This window comes from Acinetobacter brisouii (assembly GCF_008993995.1).
GTDB classification, from domain to species: Bacteria; Pseudomonadota; Gammaproteobacteria; order Pseudomonadales; family Moraxellaceae; genus Acinetobacter; species Acinetobacter brisouii_A.
Window position 1 is genome coordinate 15,414 of the sequence record NZ_BKNN01000006.1, and the last position, 19,341, is coordinate 34,754.

Here is a 19,341-nt window from a genome sequence, read left to right on the forward strand (position 1 = left end):
TTACTTAACAGTTTTACCTGCTTTGAAATCTGCCAATACTTTTGCACGTTCTGCATCAGACATTGCGATCAGACCCGCACGTTCAAGTTTTGAGCCTTTACCTGAAACACGCTTGTTCAAGAAGAATTCAGTGTATTGTGGTAAACCTTTAATCACTTTGACATGCTCACCTTTTACATAGAAGAACAATGGGCGAGATACAGGATATTTACCACTCAAGATGGTTTTTTCGCTTGGTACAACATTGTTTACTGTTGCAACACGAAGTTTGTCACGGTTTTGATCATAGAAACCTAGACCAAATACACCCACTGCACTTGGAGAAGTTTTTAAGCGTGCCAATGTTTCTGTGTAGTCACCTGCAATTTCAATCACACGACCATCTTTACGGAAAGTTGAACATGCTTTTTTCTGAGCATCTTTATCTAACTTTTTGAAGTAGTCATAAGTTTCACAGCCAGCTTCAACCATTTTTTCTTGGAACACTTCGCGTGTACCGTGGTTAGATGCAGGAATAACTAAAGTAATCGGTTCATTTGGTAAAGTTGGATCAATTTGATTCCAGCGTGTATATGGGTTTGGAACAAGCTTACCATTTGAAGGAAGTTTTTCAGCCAGTGCTGCAAACACATGATAAGGCTTTAATTTATATGCTGGCTTTGAGCTGTTTGATGCAAAAACAATACCGTCATAACCAATTTTGATTTCTTGGATTTTGTTTACACCAGCTTTTTTACATGCTGCAATTTCTGTATCTTTAATTTTACGTGATGCATTTGCGATATCGATTGTGTTATCGCCTACACCTTGACAGAACTGTTTTAAACCAGCAGATGAACCACCAGAACCTACAACAGGTGCTTTAAACTGTGGAAAAGTGTGCCCAAAATCTTCAGCAACAATACTTGCATAAGGAAGTACTGTAGAAGAACCTGCAATTTGAATGGTATCACGTGCAGCATGTGCACCTGTTGCCAAAGTTACCCCAGAAAAAGCAAATGCCAAGGCAAGGTATTTTTTGCTAAAATTCATTTTCATCTCTCAATTTATGTCAAGAAAGCCGCTGTTTTTCTTGCACGAGTCCGTATTTGATAGATGCATTTTGATTTTTTTATGTGACACTTCGATTACAGCTTTATTACGCTTTAATGATATTTATACAATTAAAATAAAATTTATATAAATCAAAATATTATGCAATTTAAAATTTATTTTCTTATTCAGTATTTTTTTAAATATGTCACAAAAGGTTCTAAAGTTGGCTTATTTAAATCCAATTTGAGTGCTTTTATGATTATTTTTAAACCAATAATTGGTGAATTTATAGCAAATCTGTTCAGTATTTATGACTATTGTGTATCGAATGTATCACTGGTCTAACAAGTTAATCTCAGCCACTTAAATGGCTTTCAAGACACAAAAAGTTAAAAACCGAGCTAATGACTTAGCTCGGTTCAATATTCAGCCTTTAAGAATGCTATCTAGACTTAGTCAATCGCTGGAACATAAGTTCCTGCTGCAATCGCATCTTTAATACGATCTGCTTCAGCCAAGACCAATGCAAGTAAGTTCTGAACGTTTTCTAGTGTTGCTACTGGGCTTAAAGTGGTCATTTTCAATGATTGAACATCACCCACTTTCGTTACACCAATATTTGCCTCACCACGTGCAAACAATTCATCTGCCACATTCTGGTTCAAGCTATCCAAGAATTCAGCAGAATAACCTTCAGGCACAACACGGAACAACACAGACGCAAATTGTGGCTCAACCAACAATTCTAGACCTGCCGTTGCTTGAATATAGTCAGCAACTTCACGTGTCAATTTAACACCGTGATCGATCATTGAACCGTAAAGTTCTTCACCCAATGCTTCAACTGTCATCCACAATTTCAATGCATCAAAACGACGAGTCGTTTGTAATGATTTAGACACAAGGTTGGGTACACCATGTTCTTCATCATAAGCAGAGTTTAGGTATTCTGCTTCATAATGCATAAAGCGATAGTTGGCTTCATCTTTCAACAAGAACGCGCCACAGCTAATGCTTTGGAAATAGTGCTTATGGAAATCCAGTGTCACTGAGTCTGACAATTCAATACCGTCCAGCATTGAACGATAGTCATTAGAAAGAATTAGTGCGCCACCCCAAGCTGCATCGATATGCATCCATGCGCCATACTGAGTGGTCAGTTCACGGATTTTCTTGAGTGGATCAATTGCACCAGCATCGGTTGTACCTGCTGTTGCAACCACACAAGCCACGATTTTGCCTTCAGCTTGTAAATGCGCCATGGTTTTTTCAAGCGCATCAACATCCATCTGTGCATTTTCATTCACAGGAACAGTCACAACTGACTGGAAGCCCATGCCCATCATTGCCATGTTCTTTTGCACAGAGAAGTGTGCATTTTCAGAACAAATGACTTTGACTTTTTTCAACGCGTCGGCTGGTACGCCATCACGCTGAACAGACCATTCCTGACCGTCTTCATTTTTCCAGTTTTTAGCAATACACCAGTCACGTGCAAGCAATACACCCATAAGGTTCGATTGCGTACCACCAGAGGTGAATACCCCTGCCTGACCTGAGCCATAACCGACTTTTTGACGAAGCCAGTCAATCAACTGAACTTCCATCAATGAACCCGCTGGGCTTTGATCCCAAGAGTCCATTGATTGGTTGGTTGCATTGATTAACACTTCCGCGATTTGGCTCATCACCATAGTCGGGCAGTGTAAATGTGCTAAAGAATGTGGATGATGGACTTTTAAGCTTTTATTGAGAAAAAGTTCAACCATACGTTGCAATGAGTCTTGTACACCCAAACCATCTTTTGATGGCTTGAAAGAAATCGCTGCACGCAAATCTTTGATGCTGCCGCCTGTGTACATTTTATCATTTTGTAACCATGCTGAAACTGCTTTTACAGCTTCACCCATTGCTGACTCATAGTCAGCAATAGATTGTGCATCATTACAAAGTAGAGCTTTACGATGTTGCGCAAAATCAACCATTAAGCACCTCGAACGGCAACAAGCGCCTCAGCAACTGCTTTCTTGAAGCGTGCAACAACTTCTACACACTCTTCTTGAGTGATGATCAATGGGCAAAGTAAACGAATGACTGTACCGTTACGACCACCTTTTTCTAACAACAATTTGTTGTTAAAGCATGCTGTCTGAATTGCTGCTGCAAGTTGTGCATCTGCTGGTAAAGAACCCATGTGATCAGCTGCTTTGCGCTCATCTACAATTTCAATACCCACCATCAAACCACGACCACGTACGTTACCGATACATGGGAATTCTTGCGCCAATTGTTTAATTTCAGCTTGTAAGAAATCACCGCGTTCTTGGGCATTTTGAGCAAGTTTTTGTTCAGTAATGGTTTTTAATACCACTAAACCTGTACCCATTGCCAATTGGTTACCACGGAACGTACCCGTGTGACCCGCTGGTTGCCAAGCATCAAATTTACGTTTAATACCTAATACAGCAAGTGGTAAACCACCGCCAACCGCTTTTGACATAACAACAACATCAGGCTCGATTCCTGCGTATTCGAAGGCAAACATTTTACCTGAACGTGCGAAACCAGCTTGAACTTCGTCCAAGATTAAAACGATGTTGTGCTTTTCAGTCACTTCACGGATTTTACGTAACCATTTGGTAGGCGCAACAACCACACCACCTTCACCTTGAATAGCTTCAAGAATCACAGCTGCTGGCTTAGTTACACCACTTTCCACATCTTCGATGAATTGTTCAAAGTAGTAAGTTAATGCATCAACACCCGCTTCACCACCAAGACCAAGTGGGCAACGGTATTCGTGTGGGTATGGCATAAATTGCACGCCAGGCATTAAGTTATTGACTGCATTTTTTGCACTCAAGTTGCCTGTCATCGCCAATGAACCGTGTGTCATACCATGATAGCCACCAGAGAAGCTGATCACTGTTGAACGGCCAGTATATGTTTTTGCAAGTTTAATTGCTGCTTCTGTTGCATCTGCACCAGATGGACCACAGAACTGTAAACAATATTCTTCTTTACCGCCTGGCAAATACGCCAATAAAGCTTCGGTAAATGCATCTTTTAAAGGAGTGGTTAAATCCAAGGTATGTAAAGGAATACCACTTGTCAGTGTGTCCTGAATACTTTGAACAACCGCAGGGTGGTTATGACCTAATGCCAATGTCCCTGCACCAGCTAAACAATCAAGGTACTCAGTACCTTCAACATCAGTAACCCAACAACCTTGTGCTTTCGCTATCGCTAACGGTAATTTACGTGGATAACTACGAACATTCGATTCCATCTGACTTTGGCGAGTCAAATAATATTCGTTAGTAGAATTGGTGGCAGGATTTACAGAAGTAACGCTCATATCGAATTACCATCTCTGATATGGGTTGAAAGAAATAAGTCTGGTGACTTGTGGTCCTTTGACTCGGTGCTTGTAGAGTTCTAGTTAGACAAAATTTATATCTTTTAACTAGGAGGGCGATAATACCCTTTTTTCTATAAAAATAAAGACCTTTTAGCTCTTTATTTAGCCTAATTTCATTGAAAAAAACATTTATCTAATCAATGAGCTTCATTATCATCATACTCCATGACAGAAATAAGAAAATCCATGTATAAAGAAATATTTTTCCATCTTTCAGACAATTGTTTTTATAATCAATGACCCAGCATTTAAACCACTGAATTTAAAAAATTTTATAGCCAAACAATAGATACAAAAACCAAAAAAACTATATACAAAGAAGCGACAATTTCACTTTATATAATCCGTTTTATCCAATTAACATAAATCTGATAACAAACACAGTAAATTCAAGGAACTTTTATGCGTCATTTACTCTTATCAAGCCTCCTACTTGTCAGTGCTAGCAGCCCTGTTTTTGCAGCCACTGCTGAACCGCTAAACTACAATGTTGTCAATATTCAGGCTGATGCTTCCCGCGAAGTGTCTAACGATCAAATTCAAGCAGTACTTTATATTGAAAAGAATAACAAGCAGCCTGCCGAGCTTTCCAATCAAATTAATCTAAATATGAATCAAGCCTTGGCAATTGCAAAAAAATACCCTCAAGTAAAAGTCACAACAGGCGCTCAAAGTACCTATCCAGTGTATGACAATGACAACCAAAAACTCAAAGAATGGCGTGGTCGTGCTGAGTTACAACTTCAAAGCCGAGATTTTAAGGCGGCAAGTCAACTGATTGCTGAATTACAGCAAAACTTTCAAACCGAATCGATTGGTTTTAGCGTATCTGACGAACAGCGCAGTAAAGTTGAAAGTGAACTGATGCTTGAAGCATCAAAGAACTTCCAGCAACGCGCCCAACTACTGGCACAGTCTTGGCATAAAAATAGCTATAACTTAGTCAATTTAAATATCAATACCAACAGCAGCTATCGTCCAATGATGATGAGTTCCTTACGCACTGCAAAATTTGCTGAGGCTGCGCCCGTTGCGCAAGACATGAATGCGGGTGATTCTAAAATTAGTGTCAGCGCAAATGGTTCAATTCAATTAAAATAAAGAATTGAACCCATGAAATGGAATGAACTCAATGAAATCTTTTTATGCCAATCATATTTCTTGCAGCCAAGATGATGATGTTCTCAGTATTGGTTTAGCAGATGATGAGTTTGATCCGATTGATTTTGTTATTTTAAGTCGTTTTGCTGAGCCTGATCGCTCTGCCGATCAACAGATTGGACTTTTAGTCAATGAAACTGATCTGGAGTTTCAGCATGCCATCACAGCAATTCGTCTTTTTGGTAGCCAGATGGTGATTCATTTAACTGATACAGTTGCCGAAGAGCTAGATTACGACAGTATTCATATTGAGTTAGAAGCTCCACACGATCATTTGTATAAGTCACTCAAACAGATGTTGATTGGCTCAAGTATCAAATTGAGTTCTAACTAATCAAAAAAAAGCGCAGTTTAAACTGCGCTTTTTTATGCTCAAGCGCTTATTTTTTAAATGGTAATGAATATTTCAAGATACGCCCAATCACTTGTCCATATTGTTTAAACAGGCTGGCATTGTTGTAGTTCAAACCATATTTTTTACAGACTGCTTCAACTTTTGGCCCCATTTTACGATAACGACGTGCAGGAATTTCTGGGAACAAATGATGCTCAATCTGATGGCTCAAATGTCCAGTCAAAATATGAAAGGCTTCTGAACCGGTTAAGTTCGAAGAACCACGAATTTGGCGCATATACCAATGTCCACGGCTTTCGTTTTCCAAGACACTCTTTGGAAATACTTCAACATCTTTGGTGAAGTGACCACAGAAAATAATACTGAATGTCCAAATATTACGAATACCATTCGCCGCCAAGTTTCCTAAGAATACAGGTACTGCACTTGGACCTGCAATCAATGGAAAAAAGACATAATCTCTAAATAATTGCTTCTCGACTTTACGCTGTACAGGACGTATTTCTTGCAAAAATTTGGCTTTGGTTTTACGACCCATCATCAGTTTCCCGACTTCTAGGTTTTGAATCGCAACACCCCACTGGAACAACAAGCAAAATGGAATACTGTACAATGGTTGCAATAAATAGCTTTTCTTCCAACGTTGTTCTGGGAATAAACGTACCAGACCATAGCCAATATCATCATCCATACCTTTAATATTGGTATACGTGTGATGCTTATAATTATGCGTTTGGCGCCAGTTATCCCCTGTCCCTACGTTGTCCCATTCGTAAGTTTGACCCATGAATTTCGGATCGTTCATCCAATCATACTGACCATGCATGACGTTATGACCGACTTCCATATTTTCTAAAATTTTAGATACACCCAACAAACCTGTACCTAAAACCCATGCTGGTGGAAACCAACCTGCGAACAATAATGCACGACCTGCAAGGCTGCTATAACGCACTACTGAATAAACACGGCGAATATACTTGGCATCTTGCTCGCCCAAGTCATCCACAACTTCTTGTTTGATCGCATCTAACTCTTGAGCAAGCGCATCTAAGTCTGCTTCTGTAAGTTCACGGTTCTTTGGATTTTTAAAATATTGTGTTTTTACTTGCATATTCATAATAGATGCCTCTCTTAAAGGTCTAACACAAGGTCAGTTTGGGCGGAGTTGACACATAAACGGAGTAAACTGTGTGGTTCAGTATTTTCAGACTGATCATTTAAGTTTTTGGTTGCACCCGAAACTTTCGTACATGAGCATTTATTACAAATTCCCATACGGCAACCATGTGTTGGTTTTAATTGAGCCTGCTCTAAACCCACCAAAATCGGTTGACCTTTTGCTACTGTCACGATTTTGTTTGATTTGGTCAGCGTAATATTGACAACACCAATATCGTTGGTTTCGATTGGCGTTAAGCTAAATGCTTCAGCTCGAAATAATTTTGCACCTGAGAAAACACGTTCAGCAGTGTTGACAAAACCTGATGGGCCACAGGCAAAAACACTACGCTCAGTAAAATCAGCAGCGTACTGAGTATGCTTTTCATTAATACGCTCAGCAGCTGGCTCATCACGTGTACATAAGGCTGTAAATTTGAAATTTGGATAGCTATTTTGCCACGCTTCAAATTGTGTTTTAAAAGCCAAGCCCGTTGCATGCTGCGCCCAATACATCAGGTGAATGTCATAATCTTTGAGATGCCCTGAACGGTGTAAACCTTCAAGCATACTGTACATTGGGGTAATACCACTGCCCGCTGCCAGTAACAAAACCTTTTTTTGGTTTTGTGTTGTCAGTAACATGTCACCATAAGGCGCTTCAAATTCAATCACATCACCAATTTGTGCTTGCTCACAAAGCCATGTGCTCACAATCCCACCTTGAATCTTCTTCAAAGTCAGCTGTACATGATGTTCATCAAGTTGAGTCAAACTATACGTCCGCTCATAACGGCGACCCTGAATTTCAACATGAACAGGATGATGCTGCCCTGCGATACCAAATTGCATACGTTGGTTACAGTGAATTGTTAAACTCACCATGTCATCTGCAATACTTTGCTTTTTGACAATTTGACCCAACATTTCATGGGTTGACCATAATGGATTTATTTTTTGAAGCCAAAAATTTACAGTGTTGCTGTCATAAACACTGCCAGAGAGAAAATTTAAAAGCTGTTTTTTAGGTGCGACTACATGATGCATTGTGGCCATCTCAATTATGCCTTTTTAATTATTATACACATGTATATATATTTGTATAGTATTTATACACTCAATAAACAATTCCTTGCACTATTTCTTCTCAGTCAGTTCTAAGGCTATAATCTTGCAATAAATCCGAGCTTGCTACATGAGTTTACATGCCATCTTTATCGACAACTGCTATGCCGACTGATCACGCATTACTTGACGCTTCTGCGGTTCAAGCCAAATCCCCTGCACGCAGTGCAGGACGAAAAGCCACCATTACCAAAGAAGAATTATTTCAGGCGACACTTAACTTAATTGGTCCAGAAAAAAGTATTTCAGCATTAAGTCTACGTGAAGTTGCACGTGAAGCAGGGATCGCACCAAACAGTTTTTATCGGCATTTCAAAGATATAGATGAACTTGCGATTGAACTTATCAATCGTGCGGGTGTGGTGCTACGAAAAATTATTCGTGAAGCCCGTCTAAAAGCATCTAAGCAAGAAAGTATTATTCGTACCTCTGTTGAAGTTTTTTTACAGCAGCTTGATGCTGATGATGGCAACTTAAGTTTACTATTGCGTGAAGGCTATACAGGTTCTATTTCCTATAAACGTGCAGTAGAGCAACAACTGAGTTTTTTCCAGCAGGAATTACAAGAAGATCTCATTCGTTTAGAGCGCCTAAATCACAATAAATTATTCCACCCCGATCTTGTTGCCAAAGCGATCACTCAACTTGTCTTTAATATGGGAGCGAAAGCAATCGACTTACCTCGTCATGAACGGGATTTAGTCGCACAGCAAACCATGATCATGATTCGGATGATTTTGGAGGGTGCGCGTCGCCTTGATGAAGCACGAATTCGCTAAACATAAAAACCGATTTTTTTATTTCTAAGTATTTCAGAAGTGGTTAAAATGACTCCTTGTCTAGGGTGAATCTTATACAGCGATGGCAATTTTTCTGCCTAGCACATTTCTTCTTGCAAAAATCGGGTCAAATTCACCATGAATATTTTGAGCGACAGACAAAGTACTCTGGCAAGCTATATTCTTGTTATTTTGTTTCTGTTAGTGGTTATTCCTTTACATTTACTGCCAAGTTTTTTTGCAGGTTTTCTGATCTATGAAATTATTCATAGCTTGAGTAAAGTGATTGACCGCTATATTGACAGCCATCGAGCAAAACTGATTATCAGTATCGCGCTCAGCATCGTGATTGTTTCTTTATTGAGTTTCTTAATCACCAGTCTAGTCAGCTTTGTCATTTATGATCTGCAAGGCCCTGGTCTTGCAGCATTTAGTGAAAAGGTCGATCAAACACTGATCCTTCTACAGCAAGAAGTTTCAAAATATGTTCCGATTTATATTCCAAATAGCGTGACAGATCTCAAAAATCATATTTTCATTTTACTTAAAGATAATGTATCTCTTCTAAGACATACAGGTTCCGATATTCTGCATAATTTTGCCACGATGTTGATTGGTCTGATTATTGGTATTTTGATTTCAATCCATTCATTTACCTATCGAGAAGCTCAGCCTGTTTTTAAAACAGCACTGATGCTACGAATCGAAAAGCTCGCATTATCATTTCGTAATGTGGTGTTTGCACAGATTCAAATTTCTTTAATTAATACGATTTTATTTGTGATCTTTGTGTTTATTGCGCTCCCTTTATGCAATATACAACTCCCTTTTGCCAAGACATTAACCATCTTGACCTTTATTTTTGGGCTAATCCCAATTGCTGGAAATCTGATTTCCAATACCCTGATTATTATCTCAGGTCTAACCATTTCTTTACCTGTCGCAGCGGCTGCTTTAGTTTATTTGGTTCTGATTCATAAACTTGAGTATTTTATTAATGCCAAAATTGTTGGCAGTAAAATTAATGCTCATGCATGGGAAGTACTGCTTGCCATGCTGATTTTTGAAGCAATTTTTGGCTTTGGCGGACTGATTGTAGCGCCAATTTTCTATGCCTATATCAAGCTTGAGATGAGCGATGCCAAACTGATATAAATCTGACGTATAAAAAAGCCCTTAAAAGTTAAGGGCTTTTTTATTTTTCGCATAAATTAAGGCTTAACCACCACCAAAACCTGAATCGCCTCTGGTGTAATCGACAAGCTATCTAACAAACTCAGACCTTCCTGTTGGAATTTTTGCAGGCGTTCAATTTCATCCTGACGAATACTTGGGTTGAACTGTTTTAAATAGCTTAAACGCTCAATTTCATATTGCCATTGCTGACCATAGTTGTTTTTCGCCTGTTGTTTCAGTTCAGGCAACACAGTTTTCGCAATGTCGAGTGCCTGACGATAGCGTAATTCAATCACATCACGGCGCGCTTTCACCACTTGGCGACAACTATTGCCATCGAGATGATGCAAATGTGGTCTCAACATCATTGGATCAATCTTGGCTGACAAGTCCTGACCATTTTCACTGAGCAAGACACGCACCAACTGCTGTGGCAAGCTTGCAGGCAAGTTCAGCGACTTCGGTGCAATTACATCGACTTTAAACCAAACTTCAAGCAAGACTGAACCCTGTTTTAAAGCATTCGATTTCAACAACGCGACATTGGTGCTACCAAACGATTGGGTGTTGATCATCTCCATCATACTTTCAATGAATGGATGCTCAAGGGTCAAATACTGTGCATCTTCACGAATTTGCGCCTGATCACGATAGAACGTTGCGGTCATGCCTTCTTCATCGAGCGTTAAACCCTGAACCTGCATTTGATCCGTCGGTTTAATGATGACCGTACCATTGCTTTGCTCATCAAAGTCGATGTTGGTCGAAGACATAAAACGCTTCACAAACATTGGTAAGGTTGTGTTGTCATCATAGTCTTCAAGTGCCTGCACAATTTCCTGTGCAATCACTGGACGGCATGAGTTGTACTCAAGCAAACGGTCACGCCCTGCTTGGAGTTCTGCTTCAAGTGCTTCACGCTGAACATTCACTTCTTCAAGTAAATCTTCAAACTTCTGCCCCATATCCGCCAGCAAGCATTCTTTCAGATCAACAATGAAGTTTTCTTGTAAGGTCTGTGCAGTTGGTGAAATGTTGCTAAAGATATTTAAGGCTTCGTTATACCAACGGAACATGCGCTCTTGCGCTGTACCTTGTAAGTACGGCACATGAATCTGAATACGGTTTTGCTGACCAATACGGTCTAAACGACCAATACGCTGCTCCAGTACATCTGGGTTAGCAGGCAAGTCAAATAAAATCAGGTCACTGGCAAACTGGAAGTTACGCCCTTCTGAACCAATTTCAGAACATAGGAGGATTTGTGCACCATAACTTTCTTCAGCAAAGTATGCTGCCGCTTGGTCACGTTCAAGTAGGCTCATGCCTTCGTGGAACATTGCGGTACGTACACCCGCATGCAAGCGTAAAGCACTTTCCAATGCTTCAACCACTGGCCCACTACGTGCAATCAATAAAACTTTTTTGTGTTTTAAATCTTTACGCAGAATTTCCATGAGCCAAGCCACGCGTGGATCTGTTTCCATCCAAGAACCATCAAGCTGTTCTTCTTCTGGCCACATTTGCTCACGTAGCTTGCCATCGATTGACCAATTCGCAGGTGCAGGCAATGCCGCAGGCTGACAGTCACGCCCTGGGAAACCTTGAATGGCTTCACGGGTGTTACGGAATAAAATACGACCTGTACCATGGCGGTCAAGCAATTCATGAATCGCCTGATAACGCTGCTCAGGCTGATCTTCAATACGATGCCCCAACAAACCTTCAAGCGCAGTTAAATGCTGCTCAGTCAAGGCTTCATCAGACATTAAAACTTCAGCAATTTTTGCAGTATGTTGATATTGTTCTTCTTCATCCAAGAAACGATCTAGGCTGCTAAAGCGTTGTGGATCAAGCAAACGTAAACGGGCAAAATGGCTTTCAACACCCAATTGTTCAGGTGTCGCAGTCAGTAACAAAACCCCTGCGGTTTGTTCTGCCAGTTCTTCAACCAAGTCGTAACGGTCATTACCGCCCTCCTCTTCACTCCACATCAAGTGGTGTGCTTCATCGACCACAAGTAAGTCAAAGCCTGCTTCGACTGCTTGTTCACGCAAATCGTCATGGTCAATCATCAAATCGATGCTGGCAATAATACATTGCTCAGTCAGGAACGGATTGAGTTCAGGATCATGTTCTTTAATTGATGCTGTACGGGTCAAATCAAACAATGAAAAATTCAGATTGAAACGGCGACGCATTTCAATCATCCACTGATATTGGAGTGAATCTGGCACCAAAATCAGGATACGTTCAGCACGCCCAGTTTTAAGCTGCTGATGTACGATTAAGCCTGCTTCGATGGTTTTACCTAAACCAACTTCATCGGCGAGTAAAACACGTGGTGCAAAACGCTTACCCACTTCATGTGCGATATAAAGCTGATGCGGAATTAAACCGACACGTGCGCCCAACAAACCACGTAAACGACTGGTTTGCATACCCGCTTGAAGTTGAAGTGCCTCGATACGCAGGTCATACCAAGCTTTAATATCAACTTGGCTTGCCAATAAGCGATCGAGGGGTTTAGAGAGCTGAATTTGTGCGCCAATACGGGTTTCATTCAGCGTTTTACGTTCTTCTTCGCCGTTGTCTAAGGTACGAACAGCATTGTAACGAATTACGCCAAAACGCTCTTCTAATGACTCAACCACCCACAGCTGACCTTCCTGATCGTGGATTTCATCATTGATATTAAAGATAATTCGAGATAAAGGTGCATTGCTACGCGCATACACTCGTGTTTCGTCACTTTTTGGGAATAAAATGCTGAGGGAACGCTCATCTACATCGATGACCACGCCCAGACCAAGTTCTGTTTCAGTATCGGATAACCAACGTTGACCAATAGCAAACTGTTGCAATTTTTTCACCTTTATTTCAAGTTTGCACTAAAAGCACGCGTTGGCTTTTAGCTTCAATCTAAATATTTTCGCACAAAGCATAACAAAACGTCAGGTTATGCTGCTGATTTTTTAAAACGGTACGGCACATTCAAAGTTGAGCAATTCATCCGTTTTGGGATGATGAAAACTGAGCTGCTGCGCATGTAAGCACAGACGATCAGTCAATTGCTGGTGTTGCGCTGTTGCATACAGGGTATCTCCGACAATCGGATGTCCCAAGTATTGCATATGTACACGAAGTTGATGTGAACGCCCAGTAATTGGAGTTAATTTGACACGTGTCACCACCTGACCTGCCAGTTCAAACTGTTCGAGTGCTTGCCACTCGGTGAGTGCTGGCTTGGAATGTTGTGGATCGACCATGTGAAGTGGTGGTCGGCTCGGATCATAGACCACAGGAATATCAATCGTTCCCTGACCTGAAAGTGTACCAGCCACCAAAGCTTGATAGGTTTTATCGGTTTGGCGTTCTTGGAACTGCCGTGAAATACGGTTTTGCCCTAAGCGAGACAAGCCAAAGACCAAGATGCCTGAAGTATCGCGATCCAGACGATGGATCAGCAAAGTTTTCGGCTCAAGTGCCACCAAACGGGTGAGCATACTGTCTTGTAAAGCTTCGCCCTTTCCCGGTACGCTGAGTAACCCTGCCGGTTTATGGATGACCATAAAATCTTCATCTCGATGAATCAGATGATCGGTTAAAAAATTACTCAAAATTTAATCCCAGGCTGATCGCGAAAACAAGCGGGCAATAATAAAAAGCTTAGGACTGAAATACAATAGACAATCTGCAACAAAAGCATAAATTCCCGATATTTCATCCGAAAGTATGCCCAATAAAAAACGGAATCTGTTGATTCCGTTTTGATGGCACTGGCTTATGCCTGTTTCATCTCGGCAAAGACCGCTTTGGCTGCCGCAATGGTATAAGCAATATCTTCATCACTATGTGCCGATGAGATAAAGCCCGCTTCAAATGCAGACGGCGCAAAATGAATGCCACGATCTAACATGCCGTGGAAGAACTGTTTAAAGGCATTCACATCACACTTCAAAATGTCATCGAAACTGGTAATTTCAGTTTGATCGGTAAAGTACAAACCAAACATGCCACCAATTTGTTCAGTTTTCAGTGCAATGCCCTCTTCCTGAGCCACTTGTTTGAAACCTGCAAGTAATTTCGCCAACTTTGCAGACAAATCGCTATAGAAGTTCTCTTGGCGTAAATGTTTGAACATTTCAATGCCTGCACGCATAGCCAATGGGTTACCTGACAATGTGCCTGCCTGATACACGCCACCAAGTGGCGCGATGCATTCCATGATTTCGCGTTTACCGCCAAATGCACCTACTGGCAAACCAGCACCAATAATTTTACCTAAAGTGGTTAAATCTGGTTTAACGTTATACACCGATTGCGCACCGCCCAGTGCAACACGGAAACCTGTCATCACTTCATCAATAATAAAGACAGACTTGTATTCATCACACATTTCACGGATGGTTTCGAGGAAACCTGCAATCGGTTTAACCAAGTTCATGTTGCCTGCAACTGGTTCAACAATCACCCCTGCAATCTCATGACCAAATTTGGCGAAACACGCTTTGATCGCTTCAATGTCATTGTATGGCAAAGTAATGGTGTGTTTGGCAAAGTCAGCAGGTACACCTTTAGACGTAGGCTCACCCAAAGTCAGCATGCCTGAACCTGCTTTTACGAGCAGTGAATCTGAATGTCCATGATAGCAACCTTCAAACTTCACGATTTTGTCACGCCCCGTATAGCCACGCGCCAAACGGATCGCTGACATAGTCGCTTCTGTACCTGAGTTGGTCATACGCACCATTTCAATGGATGGCATGATCTCGCAGATCACATCGGCTAAAGTCGTTTCATGAACGGTTGGCGCACCAAAGCTTAAACCGTCTTGTGCTGCTGCTTGTACTGCTGCAACAATCGCAGGATGAGAATGCCCTAAAATCATCGGCCCCCATGAACCGATATAGTCGACATAGCGCTTACCATCGACATCCCACAGATATGCACCTTGTGCTTTTTCAATAAAAACAGGCGTTCCACCGACACCATTAAACGCACGAACTGGCGAATTGACACCACCAGGAATATGTTTGCTGGCTTGTTCAAAAAGTTGCTGTTGTTTTGCAGAAAGGCTCATAGCATTACTCAAATGGATTGAATGATTTAGGAATGTTTGACAAATAAACTTGCCCATGCATTCACACGTGCAGGAATCTCAGCGACCGACCGCCCTAATATATCACTAATCACCGCACATAAGTCTGCACCTGAGTCGACCACAACTTGAGAATTCTCAACGCTTAAGCCACCAATCGCACAGATTGGCACATTTTTAAACTGCGATGATGCTTGTTTTAAAATCTCTAAACCGATATTGCCCGCTTCTGGTTTAGTCGATGTTGCGTAGATTGCACCGAATGCAACATAGCTTGCCCCTTGTGCAATTGCCAGCTCAGCCAGTTCAAGTGAATTGGCACAGGTTCGACCAATAATTGCACCGTCAGTCAATTGGGCTTTTGCATCGGTAATTTCACCGTCTGTTTGACCCAAATGCACCCCCAAACCGAATTGTGCCGCCAGTTTTAAGTCATCGTTGATCACAAATGGCGTGTTGTATTTTTCACAAAGTTGTTTGATCTCTTCAACTTCGGCAGGCTGATCAGCTTTAGCCACTTTTTTACGGCGATATTGCAAAATTGCCACCTGAGTTGTCGCCAGTGCCACATCGAGTTTTTCGAGTAATGTTTCTAAAGGGTCATCATTGGTAATGAGATATAAACCACGCATAAAAGCTCTAAATCACAAACAAATTTGGGTTTAGTGTAACGCTCGACTCTCTGAAGCTCAAACTACAAATAAAAAAACCGAGAAGTAAACTTCTCGGCTAGTTGACCCACTTGGGTTTGTCTTAGAAACGGTAACCTATCCCCAAGTACGTCACAACTGGGTTAATTTCGATTTTGCTCGTGCCTGTCACTGCTGTGGTTTTTAAGAGATTTGAGTAAATATCGAGTTTTGCATGTGTACTAAGGTGTACATAACTCACAGAAGCAGTGGCAAACCAGTTTTTATTGATGTTGTAGTCCGCACCAATAAAAGCAACAGGTGCAACCGCATCATCAATTTTTACATTACGAATGCTCATACCTTTAGATGCAACATCTGCACTGACAGCAGAATCTAATTTAAAATCGCTAAAATGTGCATACATAAAACCCGCACCGACATAAGGACGGAATTTACTGTCCACTGTACCAAAGTGATACTTACCTGTTACAACTGGGCTATAAACTTTAACGTCGCCCACTTTACTAAATTTATCTAGATTTAACGCGCCACCCAATAATTGTCCTTTACCTTTAATGTCAAATGTTGGAGGTACACCTAAAATCAACCCCAAACTAACATTGTCATTGACTAAATAATCAAATTTAAATTCAGCCGTGTCTGAATCTTCCAATTCAAAACCTGCATTTGAATTGAAATTATTATATAAAGTTGAAGTTGAAATATTCGAGCTTGAGTTCACTCCCTGCTTTGTCCCTTGCGGCATAATATGTGCCCATCCCGCAGAAACAGCCAAGACTTTACCGTCTGAAGTTTCTGCATGAGCTGCAAAACTTACTGCCAATAAAGCAGCAGGAATTAACGCTTGAGTAAATTTTTTCATAAATTAAGATTCCATCATGGTTAAACAGTGATCACGAGGCTTCCAAGCCCTTATCATTTATTTTTCAATATTAGAATAATTACTTTAAATAGCAATACAATAAAATGAATATTTTATTCACTTTGAATTTTTACATAAAAAAAATGAAAAAATATTCTTATTTATCAAAATATTAAAACAAATATACTGATCAGTTTAATTTATACCAGTTGTCTATCTTTTAAACCTTACTTTTCAATGTAAGCATATATTAAATATGGATTTTTAATTTTTCATAATTTAGAATAATAGACGCATTAAAATTTGATAAAAATATAGTTTTAAGATTTTAAAGAACACTTTCTCGGTCTATAGTTGCTTTATCTTCTGCGAAAATAACAGGATCACACTCATGCATGAAATTGAATTAAAGCTGCAAATTCCAGAGCAGAAACGTGCCGCAGTCGTGAAAGCATTTGAAACCAAAACGACTCAGCACATCGAGTTACATGCACGTTATTTTGACACTGAAGACTCAAAGCTTGCAGCACAGCATATTGCCATTCGGATACGTAAAGAAGGTCAAATATGGGTTCAAACGCTGAAAGGTGCAGGTGCAAATCCATTACAGCGCTATGAACACGAAACGAATTTAGGTGAGTCAAGTGAAGTACCTGATTTAGATTTGACTGTATATGAGCAAGAACCTCACGCACTCAAATTACTCAAAAATGCGCTCGGTGATGACTTTTCGAGTCTGCAATTAAAGTTCGAAACGATTGTGCAACGTGCGTATCGGATCGTGCAGTTTAATCGTTCAAAAATTGAAATCTGCCTAGATCGTGGCACGGTACAAAATACGCAGGAACAGCGTGAAATTTATGAAGTTGAATTTGAACTCAAACAAGGTGAGATTCAAGATTTGATTCAACTCACTCAACAATGGGTGAAAAAATATCATATTTGGCTCGATGTCAGAAGCAAAGCAGAACGCGGTAACTTATTGGCGCAAGGTACACAGGTAAGTCCTGCAACGCTAGCAGCGCCTGTACATTATGATAAAAAAGCATCCAATGAAACGATTGCCCAACATCTGATTGCAGCTGCTCTACGCCATGTGCTTCCTAATTTTGCAGCAATTACAGATCAAGTTGCAGAATCTGCCCATTACTATCAAGCCTATTTAGCACTACGTCAGTTAGTGAGTAGCCTACAACTTTTTCAAAGTGTAATACCCAACCAAATCCTAGAACAGGTTGCACAATTACAGCATTTGCTACAGGCAGCACATGCAGCCTATGTTGCGACCAGCCTGTACCCTGCTATTTTACTGCAATCTGAACTTACCCAAGTTGCCGAATTGACGCTTCAACCAACTGAGCAAGTATTTAAGCAAAATCATAGTACTTTATTAGTTTTAGATTTATTGGCTTTTAGTTTAAATACAACCCCGTCCACTGCATCTGAAATCTCTGTGAAAAAGCAATTTAAGCAATATATTGCACAATTTAGTGCCGATATTGATATGTTTGCTCAACTCAAAAATACAGAAAAGTGCCAAACACTGGCACATCTACAGACTTGGGGAGATGTGCTTGCACTTGGCACGCGATTAACCAGTAAAAAACAACTGGCACTTTATGTTGAATTACAACCAGAGCTTAGTGAAAGTTTTGATCTGTGGGTGGCTCAACAAATTGCTTTTCAGTATTTAAAAGCACCTGAACAACAATATTTTGTACTTGGTTGGTTGTCTAATCAGATTCCTCGACAACAAGCACATCTTGAGATTTCACTCAAAAAATTATTGAAAAAAATCACCTAATCAAAATCAGCACTGCTGCTCACACGACACGATGTCGTGTGAGTCACTGTAACTTAGTTCTAGCGATATTTTCCAAAAATCTTCCAGACACCATTATCTGCAAGTGGGTCACTATAACGATCACTACGCTCTTTACGTGGTTTTTCCCGAGCATCCACCACCTTAAAATGTTTTTCCCCGCCTAAAACAATTCCATTGTTATAAAAACGGGTACGGGTATATTCACTTTGCCCATGTTGAAATACATAAGTTCTCAAATCAATAAACTCGCGATGTGCGACCAAAGCTGCTGTAGTATCACTTTCGAGCCATGCTTTCATTGCAACGATTTGTTCAGCATCAAACTGACCGCATTTTTCAATCAGACTGAGTACTCCACGGAAGGTTTTGGATTCTTTTGCGCGGGTTTTATTGATACGAATACGATCTACATGAAAGAAAAATAAGGGTAAATTTAAATGACTGGGTAAATGAATGGCATCAATCACGTCATCTTCTAAAAAAGGCTGACAGAGTTGCTGTGCCCGCTCGATCAGTTCTTGCCACTGACTAAAATACTGTTCAACCTCTGCTTGAGGTGCATAATAAATTGGCAAGCCTTCAACATGTTCAAGTTGCTCGGGTGGCCAAACCTGTTGTCGTAATAATTGAATATCTTGTTTTAAAGTTTGTATAGCAATGGAATCTTGCATTTAGGTGACTCGTTTT

General features: G+C 40.5%; 16 protein-coding genes. 5 read left to right on the top strand and 11 right to left on the bottom strand.

The window, feature by feature from the left end; translation table 11 throughout:
- The 3 genes from GBN19_RS02780 to GBN19_RS02790 form a co-directional block, all read right to left on the bottom strand.
- The gene (locus GBN19_RS02780; RefSeq protein WP_151777078.1) at positions 1-1,032 is read right to left on the bottom strand and encodes a substrate-binding domain-containing protein; all 1,032 of its coding nucleotides are present in this window, start codon (positions 1,030-1,032) and stop codon (positions 1-3) included.
- Positions 1,033-1,487: 455 nt separating this feature from the next.
- Positions 1,488-3,020 (bottom strand): pyridoxal phosphate-dependent decarboxylase family protein, encoded by a 1,533-nt coding sequence (locus GBN19_RS02785; RefSeq protein WP_151777079.1) that lies wholly within the window; start codon positions 3,018-3,020, stop codon positions 1,488-1,490.
- Positions 3,020-4,393 (bottom strand): diaminobutyrate--2-oxoglutarate transaminase, encoded by a 1,374-nt coding sequence (locus GBN19_RS02790; RefSeq protein ID WP_151777080.1) that lies wholly within the window; start codon positions 4,391-4,393, stop codon positions 3,020-3,022. Before GBN19_RS02790 ends, GBN19_RS02785 begins: the two co-directional genes overlap by 1 nt.
- A 465-nt stretch (positions 4,394-4,858) precedes the next feature.
- Between GBN19_RS02790 and GBN19_RS02795 the strand changes: the two genes are divergently transcribed.
- Complete coding sequence (locus GBN19_RS02795; protein ID WP_151777081.1) at positions 4,859-5,557, top strand: SIMPL domain-containing protein; 699 nt, start codon at positions 4,859-4,861, stop codon at positions 5,555-5,557.
- Between the two features lie 31 nt (positions 5,558-5,588).
- Positions 5,589-5,951 (top strand): Imm10 family immunity protein, encoded by a 363-nt coding sequence (locus GBN19_RS02800; RefSeq protein ID WP_151777082.1) that lies wholly within the window; start codon positions 5,589-5,591, stop codon positions 5,949-5,951.
- Positions 5,952-5,997: 46 nt separating this feature from the next.
- Here the strand turns inward: GBN19_RS02800 and GBN19_RS02805 are convergent, their stop codons facing one another.
- Together GBN19_RS02805 and GBN19_RS02810 are read right to left on the bottom strand one after the other, a co-directional pair.
- Positions 5,998-7,092, bottom strand: a complete 1,095-nt coding sequence (locus GBN19_RS02805; protein ID WP_151777083.1) for a fatty acid desaturase family protein — start codon at positions 7,090-7,092, stop codon at positions 5,998-6,000.
- A 14-nt stretch (positions 7,093-7,106) separates the two neighbouring features.
- Positions 7,107-8,180, bottom strand: a complete 1,074-nt coding sequence (locus tag GBN19_RS02810) for a flavin reductase family protein (RefSeq protein ID WP_151709079.1) — start codon at positions 8,178-8,180, stop codon at positions 7,107-7,109.
- Positions 8,181-8,362: 182 nt separating this feature from the next.
- Here GBN19_RS02810 and fabR point away from each other — a divergent pair, with 182 nt between their 5' ends.
- Together fabR and GBN19_RS02820 are read left to right on the top strand one after the other, a co-directional pair.
- Positions 8,363-9,037: an HTH-type transcriptional repressor FabR gene (fabR, locus tag GBN19_RS02815; RefSeq protein WP_151777117.1), complete on the top strand. Its 675-nt coding sequence runs from the start codon at positions 8,363-8,365 to the stop codon at positions 9,035-9,037.
- Between the two features lie 138 nt (positions 9,038-9,175).
- On the top strand, positions 9,176-10,192 hold the full coding sequence (locus GBN19_RS02820) for an AI-2E family transporter (protein WP_151777084.1): 1,017 nt from the start codon (positions 9,176-9,178) through the stop codon (positions 10,190-10,192).
- A 56-nt stretch (positions 10,193-10,248) separates the two neighbouring features.
- Here the strand turns inward: GBN19_RS02820 and rapA are convergent, their stop codons facing one another.
- From rapA to GBN19_RS02845, 5 genes are all read right to left on the bottom strand, one after another.
- Positions 10,249-13,086 carry an RNA polymerase-associated protein RapA gene (gene rapA, locus GBN19_RS02825; RefSeq protein WP_151777085.1) on the bottom strand — a complete coding sequence of 946 codons (2,838 nt, stop codon included), beginning with the start codon at positions 13,084-13,086 and terminating at the stop codon, positions 10,249-10,251.
- 102 nt (positions 13,087-13,188) lie between these two features.
- On the bottom strand, positions 13,189-13,833 hold the full coding sequence (locus tag GBN19_RS02830) for an RluA family pseudouridine synthase (protein ID WP_151709022.1): 645 nt from the start codon (positions 13,831-13,833) through the stop codon (positions 13,189-13,191).
- Between the two features lie 164 nt (positions 13,834-13,997).
- Complete coding sequence (hemL, locus tag GBN19_RS02835) at positions 13,998-15,296, bottom strand: glutamate-1-semialdehyde 2,1-aminomutase (RefSeq protein ID WP_151777086.1); 1,299 nt, start codon at positions 15,294-15,296, stop codon at positions 13,998-14,000.
- Between the two features lie 26 nt (positions 15,297-15,322).
- Positions 15,323-15,946 carry a thiamine phosphate synthase gene (gene thiE, locus GBN19_RS02840; RefSeq protein ID WP_151777087.1) on the bottom strand — a complete coding sequence of 208 codons (624 nt, stop codon included), beginning with the start codon at positions 15,944-15,946 and terminating at the stop codon, positions 15,323-15,325.
- Between the two features lie 121 nt (positions 15,947-16,067).
- Positions 16,068-16,829: an OmpW/AlkL family protein gene (locus GBN19_RS02845; RefSeq protein ID WP_151777088.1), complete on the bottom strand. Its 762-nt coding sequence runs from the start codon at positions 16,827-16,829 to the stop codon at positions 16,068-16,070.
- Between the two features lie 391 nt (positions 16,830-17,220).
- On the opposite strand from GBN19_RS02845, the gene GBN19_RS02850 reads away from it, so the two are divergent.
- Positions 17,221-18,633 (top strand): CYTH domain-containing protein, encoded by a 1,413-nt coding sequence (locus tag GBN19_RS02850; RefSeq protein WP_151777089.1) that lies wholly within the window; start codon positions 17,221-17,223, stop codon positions 18,631-18,633.
- Positions 18,634-18,692: 59 nt separating this feature from the next.
- Here GBN19_RS02850 and GBN19_RS02855 read toward each other — a convergent pair whose 3' ends face one another.
- The gene (locus GBN19_RS02855; protein WP_151777090.1) at positions 18,693-19,325 is read right to left on the bottom strand and encodes a hypothetical protein; all 633 of its coding nucleotides are present in this window, start codon (positions 19,323-19,325) and stop codon (positions 18,693-18,695) included.
- Positions 19,326-19,341: the final 16 nt, after the last annotated feature.